We start from the raw sequence: 12,416 nt of genomic DNA on the forward strand, positions 1-12,416 counted from the left end.
ATCTTCCCAGCGGTGATACGATCCATGTTCCAGACCAAAGTCGCCATCGTCCTGCGCAGTGACCTTGCCGTGTGGCAGAAGCTGAACGTCACGGCCTTCCTCACCACCGGCCTTTCCTTCCGAGCTCCCGAGATGATCGGCGACGAATATGTGGATCGCGATGGCAATCGCTACAACCCCATGTCCGTCCAGCCGGTTATCGTTCTGTCCGCCGATGCGGCGACCATGAGCCAGATCCACCGTCGTTCGCTGGAGCGGGGGATCACGACCTCCCTCTATGTCGACGCAATGTTCGCCACCGGCCACGATGCCGCCAACCGCGCCGTCTTTGCAACTTTCGGGCCCGACGATGCCAAGGTGGCAGGCATTGCCCTTCGCGCCGACAAGAAGATCGTCGACAAGATCACCAAGGGCGCAAGCATGCACGCCTAAGCCAGGCCGTTGCCTCGAATCCGCTCAAGTGCGCGGCAGCACCCGGAACATGGCGACGATGATGTTGCCGGCGCCAGGCACTGAGACCGGCACGATGAAACATAAAAGACTGCCGATGACATCATTGGGTTACAGTTCCGTTTTATGGTTCCGGCGATCTAAGCAGATGGAGCAGCACGATGCATCAGCGCGAGCCCACGCTCGACGAACTGCTCAACGAGCCGATCATTCGGCAGGTCATGATCGCCGACGGCCATGAGCCGGACGACATCCGCCTCCTCATGCGCAAGGTTGGCGGCGGCCTGGACCGCAGGGCTTCAGGTCAAGCGAAGCTGGCGGCGGGCATCATGCAGAGCCGCGGCGTTTCAGGTGGCGCGGGCGGTTGTTGCGGGGCCGGAGCCTGAAGGTCGTTCCTATGGCAACGGTCGATGATAGCGACCGTTGAACCGCGTGGCCGCGCCCGCTTGGAGGGCCGCGCCAGCGATCGAGGTCAGGTGGATGCTGAGCATCCGCCGGGGATTGATGCGTGAGCGCCCAACCGGATGCGTCGACATCCAGTGCCGTTGGTATCAGTTCTCCGGTGGATACCAGTATCATCTCCTTCTCAGGCCTTTGTGACCAACGGTCTCGGCTTCGTTCGGCCCGAGCTGTGCATGATTCGATTGTCCGGGCCGATTGGTGCTACAATGCATTGCCGACTGCGCGGCTGGCGGTGTCCGGGACCATGACCAAAGTAACCGCTCTACCTGACCAGACGGATATCGAGGTGGGCGCCGACGAGACCTTGCTCGAGGCGGCTCTCAGGTCGGGTGTGCCGTTTGCCCACGCGTGCGGCGGCCGCGCGAAATGCTCGACCTGCCGTGTATGGGTTCTCGATGGCCTCGAGGCTTGTCCGCACCGAAATGCAAATGAGACTTCGATGGCGGACCGCTTGAGACTGGCGGACGAGGTTCGGCTGGCCTGTCAGCTCAGGCCGCAAGGCGAGCTTCGCGTCCGGCGCCTGGTGCTGGACGAAACCGATCTGATGATGACCAGCCAGCTTTGCGATTCCGCTGCGACGCGATCCGGCGAGTCGAAACGTGTTGCGATCTTCTTCAGCGACATCGTCGGATTCACGTCGCTGTCGGAGCGGCTTTCGCCTTATGACGTGATGTATCTGCTCAATCGCTACTTCGCGCAGGTCGGCGAGATTATCGAGCAGAATGACGGTTTCATCGACAACTTCATCGGTGATGGACTGATGGCGATATTCGGTGTCGACGACCAGCCCGACGCCCCGCTTCGCGCCGTGAATGCGGCGCTTCAGACCCTTGCGACGGTCGATCGTTTGAAGCCGTTCTTTGCCTCGATGTATGGCATCGATTTCGATATTCGCATCGGCCTCAACTATGGCGAAGCCGTCATCGGCACACTGGGTTTCGTCGGACACGAACGCCTGACGGCAATCGGTGACGTCGTGAACCTGGCCAGCCGTGTCGAAGCCGCAAACAAGGATGCCGGTACACGACTGCTGATATCCGAGGCGCTTCACGACCAGATCGCCGACAAGGTCGAGGTCGCCGACTATGTCAGGGTACGCCTTCGGGGTACCGGCGAGCGCACGAGCCTGTTCGAAGTCATCGGGCTGAAGCCCGAAATCGACGCCGAGCTGAACGCCAGGCATCCCCGCGAGACCGTCCGTCATGCCGGCAGGAGGTGGGTTCGCGCATTCGCTGAAGACGAGCTTCAGCCGCACGAACGCCGGATTCTCACCTTTGAGGATTTCGACATTGTCGTCGTTCGCGGACCTGACACGTACTGCGCCTTCAACAATGCCTGCCCGCATCTTCATCTGCCGCTGTACGAACGCCGAAATGCCGCTGAGGTCGAAACGCTGAATCTCCCACACACCGGGAGCACGATCACCAGCGATCTGGGCCTGGTTTGCCGTTGGCATCAGAGCTGTTTTGATCTGCTTACGGGCGAAGTGAGGAACTGGGCCAAGTTGCAGCCGGATGGTACTTCGCCCGGCTTTGAATTCGTGGGCGACATTTCGAAAAACCGCACCAGTTTGACCGTCTACCCTTGCCGAACACAGGACGGCTATGTGTGGATCGGGCTCGAGTGACAGCGACGGTCGGATATTTCCGTCGGCGTATTCGGCCAATATTCTGAAGATTGAGACTTCCGAAAGTTGAGAATTTGGCAAAGAACTTTTGATGTTGTGAACGACAAAGCAATTGTCCGCCTTCTCGCGAAGCACGCAGGATGGCTTCAAAAAGATGACTAGGCGCTCGAGCCTTTAGAAGGGACGATGGTTTGGTGCGCAACTTTAAGCGCCACGAATGTCCATCGTCTGCTCCTCACTGATCGCTCAACCCTCCGGCGGATACCAGTATTTTGCCGCCTTGGCGCCGCGTCCGACAATGACGAAATTGTTGGCGAAGACGCGGTAGGGCGGGCTCCACTCGCCGTCCGGCCATTTGACGCGGATCTCGGCGCGCTCCGCAGTGCCGACGCCGACATGCAGGAAGCCGGCATGGCCCGATGCATGGCCACCGCCGACCTGCACGCTGCGCGTCACCGTGCGCGTGCCGTATTTGACATAGACGAGCGCGCCGACCGCATTCTGGTTGGCGCCGGGTTGCTGCAACTCGATCTCGACGAAATTGCCCATCGGCCGTGACCCGTCGCCGGTGACGGCACCGCAGTTCCTGAACAGGCTCGCCTTCTGGCCGCGATTGACGACGAGCAGATCGAGCATGCCGTCCATGTTGAAGTCCTCCACGATCGCGCCGCGTCCCTTGGTCGGCAGCGCGATGCCGGCGATGTCGCCGCCCTCGGCAAAACCGCCGTCCCATTGGCCGACGAGGAGGTTGTCGGGGTCGAAGGCGGCGAAATCGGGCATCTGCTCGACATTGCCCTTGGCAACGTAGAGGTCCAGCAGGCCGTCATTGTTGAAGTCGGCGAATTCGGAGTGCCAGCCGGTCGAAGGCTTCAGGTCGCCGCCGGCATAGGGACGATGCGCGGTTGCGCCCTTCTCGAAGGCCACGTCGCTATAGATCGGCCGGTCCTCCTCGGCCTCGTCGTCGAGCTTCTGCAGCTTGGTGTCGCCCATCGAGGTCAGCGCATATTCCGGATAGCCGTCGCCTTCGAGGTCGCCTTCGGCGATACCCATGCCCCAGATGGTCAAATGCTGCCATCCGTCGGCGCGGCCATAGAGCCTCGGCGGCGCGCCGGGCTCCACCTTCCAGAGCTGCTCCTCGCCGCCGCGGTAATATTGCCGGTCGTTGGTGATGCGCAGCGAAGGAATGCCGGAACGGTTCCAGTCCGTGAACAGCATGGACAGCGCGCAGTGACCCGGCGACAGCCTTGTGACCTGCGAATAGTCTGGCTTCTCGCCGGGCTGCGGCCGGAACAGACCATTGTCCTCGCAGGTACCCCATGGCGAGCCGGGTGCGGTGCGGTCGACATAGTTGCCGAAGGCGAGCGTCGGATGTCTCTGGCCCTCTTCCCAGGTCGCGGCGAAGGCGGTCGTCCAGGCTTTGCCGCCGTCGAAGGAGAACTGCCGGTTGGCCTTCTCGAAGCTGCAGTCGGCTCCGCCGCGCAATATGATGTCCTCGCCGAGCCTCAGCAGCACGAGATCGCGATGGCCGTCGCCGTCGATGTCGAGCGCATAGGCGCCGAGCACCTTCTCCAGATCGCGCGGTTCCAGGCGGAGCGGCTCCTCCCTGAACTTCAGCACGCCGCCGGCCGCGCTCTCATTGACGTAGAGCGTCGAGCGTCCCTTGCCCCCGGCCAGGAAGACGTCGGGCCTGCGGTCACCGTTGCAGTCGAGCGCGGCGCCGCCGCCGCCCACGAAGAACTCCCAGGGGCCGCCATAGTCGTGGTCGATCCCGGCGGCGAGCGCCTCCTCATGCATCCTGGGAACATCGTTGACCGGCTTGCGTGCCTCGCCGTCGGCGCTCCTCGATGTGGCGGTGGAAAGGAGGATCGCTGCAAGGCAAGCGATGAAGCGGGTCATTTCGTCGCCTCGTCGGGTTCGATCACCAGCGTCTTGAGGAAGGCTATGATGTCGTCGCGCTCCGCGTCGGAAAGGGCGACATAGCGGTCGCGCGCCTCGCGTCCCTCGCCACCATGCGCCCGAATGACCGCGTCGAGCGTGGCGAGATCGTTGCGGTGGCCGTAGGGATTGGTCGAGCCGACGCCCCAGAGCTCCCCGGTCATGAAGACGTTGCGTTCGACGAAGCGCTGCGCCATCAGTTCGTTGCCCAGCGTGGCCACCTGCTGGTCTGCTATCGTATGGCGCTTGAGGTCGCCGTAAAGCGGCACCATCACCTCGCCCTTGTCGTTGCGGGGCAGTTTGCGCGCCCAGTCGTAGAGGGCGAGATCGTAGACCGCGGGCTCGGCGACTTCCGCGGCGCGCAGCGTTCCCGCCATGTCGGACGGCCCCGGATCGGAGAAGGCGAGGGATGCCAGGGGCAGCGCCGGCTTGTGGCAGGCCGTGCAGCCGACCGCGTCGAAACGTATCCGGCCGCGCGCCGCCGCCGCCTGCCATGCGGCGGCGTCCGGCTCCATCACCGTCGGCGGCGCCAGTGTCGCCTGCCATGCGACCATGGCGGACACGTCGCCTTCGACGATCTCGTCGTCATGCCGGTCGCCGTCATGGTCATGCTCCCCCGTCCAGCGTACGCCGAAACGCTCGACGGGCTGCATGCCGTGATGATGGTTGAGCGCGTTCACCGTGAACTGGCGCAGCGACGTCATCACCCCCTTCTGGCTGAACGGGCGGATGACGAGGTCGGCGTCGACACCCTCGATGCCGGAAAGATCGAGCACGCCGTCGGGCTCGGCGGCGATCGTGCCGTATTCGACCCCCTTGGCCGAGAGTCTCGATGTCGCAGTCTGGCCGGTCCTGCGCGCTTCGGCGATCGTCGCCTTGCGGATCTCCTTCAGCTCGGCGGTCATCTCGCGCGCCAGCAGCTCGATGAGGCCGGCGCCGAACAGGTGGTTCGATCCGCGCTCGTTGGAGAATTGCGGGTCGAGGCTATCGAAATCCGCGCTCTCGAACCCTTCCGAAACGAAGACATTGGTGACGAAGTCGCCCGCCCCGCCAAGCCTCGGCTGATTATGACATCCAGAACAGGCATTCGCGTCGAGGCCGGCCGTGCGGAAGAAGCCGCTTTCGGGCGCGCGCTTGCGTTTGGTCGGGATGATGGCCTGGGTGGCGAACGGGCGGCCGACGCCGTCCAGTTCGGTGAAACGACCGTCGAACAGTTTTTCGCCCTTGTTGCGAAGCGCCTCCAGTGCCTCGAAGTCCAGCCGGCCGGTGAGGCTGGACTGGTCGACATGCTCGGTGACGACACGTTCGGACCAGGGATTGGCGAACGCCGCGACGGAAGCCGGCAGGCAAATGGCTGCCAGGGTCAGGGCAAGGCGACGAGATTTCATGCGACGTCCTTTCCTGCGGTCTGCGGCACTGGCCCCGGCGCGAAGACCTCCCGGTCGACGAAGGTCAGGGCGCGCATGGCGCAGCCCTCGCGGATCAGCGGCATCTCGTTGGGCTCAACGGCGAAGGAAATCGATCTGGAGTGCTGGCCGCCGGCAGTCTGTGCGATCGCCTCGCGCAACGGCGGCTCGACGAGGTCGAAGGCCAGCGCGCCGTGACCGACGATCGCCACAGGCGCGGGGTCGATCAGGGCGAACAGGCTGCCCAGCCCGTAGCCGATGGCGCGGCCGGCTTTGCGGAAGGCGTCCCGCTCGGGTCCGTCGCCGGCGCGTGCCGCCTCGGCGAGAGCAGCCATTTCCGCCTCTCCGATGTCGGCCGCTGGGGCGGCGTTCTCGTCGCCCTGGTGGACATTGCGCCAGATCGCGTAGCTTCCGGCATAGGCCTCCACGCAGCCGCGCCGTCCGCACCGGCAGAGCGCGCCGTCGGGCTGGTGGACCATATGGCCGAATTCCGCGCCGGAGGAGTGAGTCCCGGTAAACAGTTCACCCTTCAGCATCAGCCCCATGCCGATGCCATGAGAGAGCAGGATGGCGATGAAGTCGTCCCGGTAGCGTTCCGGATCGCGCCAGCGCAAGGCGACCGCGATCATGCTGCAGTCGTTCTCGATCGTCGCGGGGATGCCGATCGCGTTCTCGATCAGGTCGGCAAACGGGATGTCGCTGTGTATGGTGATGGGTGACCACAGCATCTCGCGTGCTGCCGCATCTGTCGTCCCCTGTACCGCCATAACGATGCGCAGCACCCGCCGTCCGGCCCGCCCCCGATGGGCGATGAGCCGGCGCACGATCGCCACCGTCTCGGCCAGCAGCGCCTCGCGGCTCATTGTGAGCGTTGGCAGCCGCCGGTGATCCTCGGCGATCACCGTGCCGGCATAGTCGATGAGTGCCGCGGTGAGCGAATTGAGCGACAGCACGACGGTGACCACCGTGGCCGCTCTGGCGTCGAGGCCGATGGCGACCTGAGGGCGGCCGCGCTTCATGGCAGGGGTCTCGCCGCCCTTGATCTCGGCAAGCACACCTTCGGCGATCAGGTCGGAGGAGATGGCCGATATCGTGGAGTGGCTGAGACCGGTGGTGCCGGCGATTTCGGTGCGCGAAGGCTGGCCCGCGCGGCGCACGGCGGCGATGACCAGCGCGCGATTACGCCCGCGCAGGTTGTCGTGACGGATTGCGGCCGACATCGCTTGCATTCCTCCCGACCTGTTCCCGCCCCTTTTTCTGCGGGGCCCTTGAAACATGTCGTGAAGGATATTGACACAGTTCATCTGGCGAGTCATTATTTTTTTCGAAGCTCGAAAAAAAGCTTCTATTGCCAGTCTGAAGCGTCATTCGGATCGCTCCAGCGGAGCGAAAGGGAGGAAATCATGAAGAGATTCACAGCCGCCATTCTGGCGGGCGTCGCCATGTCGTTCGCGCTCGGCACGGTCGCCGAAGCCAAGGACAAGATCATCGGCGTTTCCTGGTCGAATTTCCAGGAGGAGCGGTGGAAGACCGACGAGGCGGCGATGAAGGCCGCGATCGAGGCAGCCGGCGACAAATACATCTCAGCGGATGCGCAGTCCTCGGCGGCCAAGCAGCTCACCGATGTGGAGAGCCTGATCAGCCAGGGCGCCAATGCGCTCATCATCCTGTCGCAGGACGCCTCGGCGATCGGCCCGGCCGTCGAGAAGGCCCTCGCCGAGGGCATCCCGGTGGTCGGCTACGACCGCCTGATCGAGAACAAGGACGTCTTTTACCTGACCTTCGACAATAAGGAGGTCGGCCGCATGCAGGCGCGCGAGGTGTTCAAGGTCAAGCCGGAAGGCAATTACGCCTTCATCAAGGGTTCTTCGGCCGATCCGAACGCGGACTTCCTGTTCTCCGGGCAGATGGAGGTGCTCAAGGAAGCGGTCGACGCGGGCAAGATCAAGAATGTCGGCGAGGCCTATACGGATGGCTGGCTGCCGGCCAACGCCCAGAAGAACATGGAACAGATCCTGACCACCAACAGCAACAAGGTGGACGCGGTCGTGGCTTCAAATGACGGCACCGCCGGCGGTGCCATCGCCGCGCTCGCCGCGCAGGGCCTCGCCGGCTCGGTTCCGGTCTCCGGCCAGGACGGCGACCATGCGGCGCTCAACCGCGTCGCTCTCGGAACCCAGACCGTCTCGGTATGGAAGGATGCACGCGAGCTCGGCAAGGCCGCGGCCGAGATCGCCTCACAACTCGCCGACGGCAAGCAGATGAGCGAAATCTCAGGCGTCGTCGATTTCACCACTCCGGGCGGCAATATGACGAAGTCGGTGTTCCTCACGCCGATCCCGATCACCAAAGACAATCTGAACCTCGTCATCGATGCCGGCTGGGTCACGAAGGACGTGGTCTGCGCCGGGGTCGCGGCCGGCTCGGTCGAGGCCTGCAAATAACCCTGCACCCGAGCGCCGCGGCTTGACGAAGGCCGCGGCGCATTCCTGGAGCGTTGAGCGTCCGCTTGGACGCGCAAGGGACTCCCTGCCACAACCAAATGACGCATCGCGCCGTCCGAAAAACGAGTACGATTTTCGGGCCGATGCGTTAGGATGCAACTGTTCCGGCACCCGCGCCAGACGGAAGGCCGGCGGGAGGTATGCATGACCGACGCGACCACGAATGCGTCCGTCGACCGGGCGCGCGCCGCTGAGCTGGGTCCTGTCCAGCGCTTTCTGAAAGCGACCGAAATCGACACCCGCATGCTCGGCATGGTGGGGGCACTCCTCATCATCTGGATCGGCTTCCACATTCTGTCGAACGGCCTTTTTCTTACGCCGCGCAATCTGTGGAACCTGTCGGTACAGTCATCCTCGATCGCGGTGATGGCCACCGGCATGGTGCTCGTCATCGTCACCCGCAACATCGACCTGTCGGTCGGATCGCTGCTCGGCTTCGTCGGCATGATCATGGGCGTGACCCAGGCGGAGTTCCTGCCGAGGGTGATGGGCATACCGCTCGGCGATCCCTCGATCTGGGTGATCGCCCTCGCCGCCGGCCTTGTCGTCGGGGCCGCGATCGGCGCCTTCCAGGGCTTCCTGATAGCCTATCTGACCATCCCCGCCTTCATCGTAACGCTGGGCGGGCTGCTCGTCTGGCGCGGCGCGGCCTGGTGGGTGACGAGTGGCCGGACCGTGGCGCCGATGGATGCAACCTTCCGTCTGATGGGCGGCGGACCCGTGGGCTCGATCGGAGCGACGGCGAGCTGGGCCCTCGGCGTCGTCGCCTGCATCGCCGCCGTCCTGCTGCTCCTCAACGGCCGGCGCCAGCGCAAGCGTTTCAAGTTTCCCCTGCGGCCTGTCTGGGCGGAATACTTCCTGGGTATCGTCACCTCGGCGGCGATCCTCGGCGCCGTCTTGATCGCCAACTCCTATCCCTGGCCGGTTGGCATCGTGCGGAGATATTACGAGGACCGGGGCCTGCCCGTGCCTGAAGGGGCCTTCATCGCCCACGGCATCGCCATTCCCGTGCTGATCGCCATAGCGGCCGGCGTCGTCATGACCTTCGTCGCCACGCGCACCCGTTTCGGCCGCTATGTCTTCGCCATCGGCGGCAACCCCGAGGCCGCCGAGCTCGCCGGCATCAACACGCGCTGGGTTATCATGAAGATCTTCATGGTCATGGGTTTCCTCGCCGCGGTCAGTGCCGCCATCTCGACCGCGCGCCTCAATGCGGCGACCAACGCGCAAGGCACGCTCGATGAATTGCTGGTCATCGCCGCGGCCGTCATCGGCGGCACGTCGCTCGCCGGCGGCTCGGGGACGGTGGCGGGCGCGATGCTCGGCGCGCTGCTCATGCAGTCGCTGCAGTCGGGCATGGTGCTTCTCGGCGTTGACACGCCGCTCCAGAACATCGTGGTCGGCGTTGTGCTGGTCGTCGCGGTCTGGCTCGACACGCTCTACCGCAAGCGCATCCACTAGGAGACACGGCAATGGAACAGACGGATCGCGCGCCGCTCGTCGACATGAGGAACATTTCCATCGCCTTCGGCGGCATCCGCGCCGTCGACGATGCTTCCGTCGATCTCTTCCCGGGCGAGGTGGTGGCCCTGCTCGGCCACAACGGCGCCGGCAAGTCGACGCTTATCAAGATCCTGTCGGGCGCCTATAAGCGCGACGCCGGGACCATCCTGGTGAATGGCGAGGAAGCCTCGATCGGCAATCCGCGCGACGCCAAGAAGTACGGGATCGAAACGATCTATCAGACGCTCGCGCTGGCTGACAATGTCGACGCCGCGGCCAACCTCTTCCTGGGGCGCGAGCTGCGCACGCCCTGGGGTACGCTCGACGATGTCGCCATGGAAGCGGAAGCGCGCAAGGTGATGGGCAGGCTCAATCCGCGCTTCCAGCGATTCAAGGATCCGGTCATCAAGCTGTCCGGCGGCCAGAGGCAGTCGGTGGCGATCGCCCGTGCCATCCTGTTCAACGCCCGCATCCTGATCATGGACGAGCCGACCGCGGCGCTCGGCCCGCAGGAGACGGCACAGGTCGGCGAACTGGTGCGCCAGTTGAAAGCCGACGGCATAGGCATCTTCCTCATCAGCCACGATATCCATGACGTGTTCGATCTGGCGGATCGGGTCTGCGTCATGAAGAACGGCCAGGTCGTCGGCACCGCCCGCACGAGCGAGGTCACCAAGGACGAAGTGCTGGGGATGATCATCCTCGGGAAATGTCCACCCGGTGCCATGCCGGGACCCGGCGCGGTCAAGATGGCCGCCTGAGACCACGGGCCCCGCCTATATCAGGCAGAACGCTGGCCGCGGCTCTTCGCCTTGGCCCTTTCCTCCGTCGACGCTTTCGATTGCATTGAATTGCATGGTCGCCGATAAGTGCGTGAAAGCAGATGCGGGATAGTGCCTTTTGAGACGGTTTCTCCCAGCCGCGGCGTTCCTTTCGGTCGCCCTGGCGAGCCTCGTGATGGCCGGCTACGCCTATTTTGCCGTCCACGAAGCGGCGCGGATCAAGTTCGAGGGGACGGCGGACGAAGCCCTGAACCGCATCGAGGGACGTCTGGAAATCCATCTTGCGCTGCTCGATGCCACCCACGCCCTCTTCCAGGCACGTGACGGCCAGGTGCCGCGCATGGCCTTCAAGACGTTCTTCGACGCGCTCGATGTCGAGAAAAGTTTCACCGGCCTGCGCGGTATAGGCTTCCTGCGGCTCGTCAAGACGGGCGACGAGGCTGTCGTCGTGCGGGATATGGAGCGCGACCACGGCCGGATCCTGCCGATCCAGCCCGACACCGACCAGGCCTGGCGTACGCCGGTGACCCTGTTCCAACCTCGCGAGAATATCGCCGGTATCGGCTACGACATGTTCACCGATCCCGCGCGCCGCGCCGCGATCGAGAAGGCGATGGGCGACGAAGGCACGTGGGCGACAGGCCTCGTCCAGATCGGCGAGGCGATGGGCGGCCCGGGTGTCCCCGGCTTCCTGGTCTTCAAGCGGCTGAATGTCGGCAGCGCGCCGTCGGGCACGGCGCCGCCCGGGGCCGCGACCATCGGGCTGCTCTTCGCGTCCTTCCGCTCGGCCGAACTCTTCAACAGCGCACTCGGTCGTGCCCCGCTGCTTCCGGTCGCGGCTGAAATCTTTGTCGGGACACCCGAAGACGGAAATTTGCTGTTCCGCACGGAGGCGCCGCCCGGAACCGTACACGGTGCCGATCTCCCGGTGACACGTCAGACGGTCGTCGGCGGCCGGCAATGGACTGTCGTGTTCCGTCCGACATCGGCCTTCGAACCGCCGACGTCGCTTGCCGTCCCGCTGATGCTCGGCACCTTCGGCCTCTTGCTCGCGACGGCCATAGCCGCGGCCGCCCGGCTCCAGGCCAAGGCCTATGAGGCGGCCCGCGCCTTGCAGCAGGCCACCGAAAAGTCGCTCCTGGAAAAGGACATGATGCTCCAGGAGATGAAGCATCGGATCAAGAACTCGATCACGCGGATCATGGCGATCGCGCGTCAGACGGCGGCTGGCGCGTCAGACATCGGCCAGTTCACCACGACGTTCGGCGCGCGGTTGCAGGCGATGGCCGCCTCGCAGGACGTCCTCACCCGGGCGCGGTGGCAGAAGGCGGATCTCGTCGATCTCCTTACGATCGAGCTCGGCCTGGCCTTCGGCAATGAACTGCCGCCCGGCCTGATGTCCGGCCCGTCGGTTCGGCTGGACGAGGCGACCACCCAGGCGCTCGGACTGACGTTCCACGAACTCGCGACCAATACGTTGAAATATGCCGACGTATCGGGATTGAGAGTGACCTGGGAGGTATTGAGGGACGGCAGGAACCGGCATCTGCATCTGAGATGGTCGGAAAGCGGGGTCACCGATGTGAGCGAGCCGGAAAGGACCGGCTTCGGCACGAAGCTCATCGACATGACGATCACGCGTGAACTCCGCGGAACGATCCAGCGGCATTATCGCCCGGACGGCCTGCAGATCGAGATCGCCGTGCCGCTCGGCAAACCCAAATCCTGAGCTTCGGGCCCCGCCGTA

Annotated in this window: 10 protein-coding genes; 7 read left to right on the forward strand and 3 right to left on the reverse strand. The window is 64.4% G+C overall.

Translation table 11 applies throughout. The annotated features are described in order from the left end of the window. The first annotated feature begins 24 nt into the window (after positions 1 to 24). From JN280_RS11330 to JN280_RS11340, 3 genes are all read left to right on the forward strand, one after another. Positions 25 to 432 (forward strand): DUF2000 family protein, encoded by a 408-nt coding sequence (locus JN280_RS11330; RefSeq protein ID WP_202312224.1) that lies wholly within the window; start codon positions 25 to 27, stop codon positions 430 to 432. A gap of 179 nt (positions 433 to 611) precedes the next feature. Further along, on the forward strand, positions 612 to 836 hold the full coding sequence (locus JN280_RS11335) for a hypothetical protein (protein ID WP_202312225.1): 225 nt from the start codon (positions 612 to 614) through the stop codon (positions 834 to 836). Positions 837 to 1,156: 320 nt separating this feature from the next. Next, complete coding sequence (locus tag JN280_RS11340) at positions 1,157 to 2,539, forward strand: adenylate/guanylate cyclase domain-containing protein (RefSeq protein ID WP_274609094.1); 1,383 nt, start codon at positions 1,157 to 1,159, stop codon at positions 2,537 to 2,539. Positions 2,540 to 2,785: 246 nt separating this feature from the next. On the opposite strand, the gene JN280_RS11345 is transcribed toward JN280_RS11340, so the two are convergent. The 3 genes from JN280_RS11345 to JN280_RS11355 are packed head-to-tail and all read right to left on the reverse strand — an operon-like array spanning position 2,786 to position 7,100. Then, a complete protein-coding gene (locus JN280_RS11345) occupies positions 2,786 to 4,435 on the reverse strand; it encodes a CRTAC1 family protein (RefSeq protein ID WP_202312228.1) in 1,650 nt (549 codons plus the stop codon). Beyond that, positions 4,432 to 5,862, reverse strand: coding sequence for a di-heme oxidoredictase family protein (locus JN280_RS11350; protein ID WP_202312230.1), 1,431 nt, complete (start codon positions 5,860 to 5,862; stop codon positions 4,432 to 4,434). The genes JN280_RS11345 and JN280_RS11350 overlap by 4 nt, the downstream gene beginning before the upstream one ends. After that, a complete protein-coding gene (locus tag JN280_RS11355; protein ID WP_202312232.1) occupies positions 5,859 to 7,100 on the reverse strand; it encodes an ROK family protein in 1,242 nt (413 codons plus the stop codon). The genes JN280_RS11350 and JN280_RS11355 overlap by 4 nt, the downstream gene beginning before the upstream one ends. A 183-nt stretch (positions 7,101 to 7,283) precedes the next feature. Between JN280_RS11355 and xylF the strand changes: the two genes are divergently transcribed. The 4 genes from xylF to JN280_RS11375 all read left to right on the forward strand — a co-directional run bounded on the left by xylF (position 7,284) and on the right by JN280_RS11375 (position 12,398). Next, on the forward strand, positions 7,284 to 8,324 hold the full coding sequence (xylF, locus tag JN280_RS11360; protein WP_202312234.1) for a D-xylose ABC transporter substrate-binding protein: 1,041 nt from the start codon (positions 7,284 to 7,286) through the stop codon (positions 8,322 to 8,324). 204 nt (positions 8,325 to 8,528) lie between these two features. Continuing rightward, complete coding sequence (locus JN280_RS11365; protein ID WP_202312236.1) at positions 8,529 to 9,845, forward strand: sugar ABC transporter permease; 1,317 nt, start codon at positions 8,529 to 8,531, stop codon at positions 9,843 to 9,845. Between the two features lie 11 nt (positions 9,846 to 9,856). Further along, the gene (locus JN280_RS11370) at positions 9,857 to 10,648 is read left to right on the forward strand and encodes an ATP-binding cassette domain-containing protein (protein WP_202312238.1); all 792 of its coding nucleotides are present in this window, start codon (positions 9,857 to 9,859) and stop codon (positions 10,646 to 10,648) included. Positions 10,649 to 10,787: 139 nt separating this feature from the next. Beyond that, the gene (locus tag JN280_RS11375; protein WP_202312240.1) at positions 10,788 to 12,398 is read left to right on the forward strand and encodes a CHASE domain-containing protein; all 1,611 of its coding nucleotides are present in this window, start codon (positions 10,788 to 10,790) and stop codon (positions 12,396 to 12,398) included. Positions 12,399 to 12,416: the final 18 nt, after the last annotated feature.

This window comes from Mesorhizobium sp. L-8-10, assembly GCF_016756635.1.
Classification (GTDB): Bacteria; Pseudomonadota; Alphaproteobacteria; order Rhizobiales; family Rhizobiaceae.

Bases quoted from the DNA above. Each gene is read 5' to 3' on its own strand.
- JN280_RS11330 (WP_202312224.1), top strand. From the start codon at position 25: ATGTTCCAGACCAAAGTCGCCATCGTCCTGCGCAGTGACCTTGCCGTG.
- JN280_RS11335 (WP_202312225.1), top strand. From the start codon at position 612: ATGCATCAGCGCGAGCCCACGCTCGACGAACTGCTCAACGAGCCGATC.
- JN280_RS11340 (WP_274609094.1), top strand. From the start codon at position 1,157: ATGACCAAAGTAACCGCTCTACCTGACCAGACGGATATCGAGGTGGGC.
- JN280_RS11345 (WP_202312228.1), bottom strand. From the start codon at position 4,435: ATGACCCGCTTCATCGCTTGCCTTGCAGCGATCCTCCTTTCCACCGCC.
- JN280_RS11350 (WP_202312230.1), bottom strand. From the start codon at position 5,862: ATGAAATCTCGTCGCCTTGCCCTGACCCTGGCAGCCATTTGCCTGCCG.
- JN280_RS11355 (WP_202312232.1), bottom strand. From the start codon at position 7,100: ATGTCGGCCGCAATCCGTCACGACAACCTGCGCGGGCGTAATCGCGCG.
- xylF (WP_202312234.1), top strand. From the start codon at position 7,284: ATGAAGAGATTCACAGCCGCCATTCTGGCGGGCGTCGCCATGTCGTTC.
- JN280_RS11365 (WP_202312236.1), top strand. From the start codon at position 8,529: ATGACCGACGCGACCACGAATGCGTCCGTCGACCGGGCGCGCGCCGCT.
- JN280_RS11370 (WP_202312238.1), top strand. From the start codon at position 9,857: ATGGAACAGACGGATCGCGCGCCGCTCGTCGACATGAGGAACATTTCC.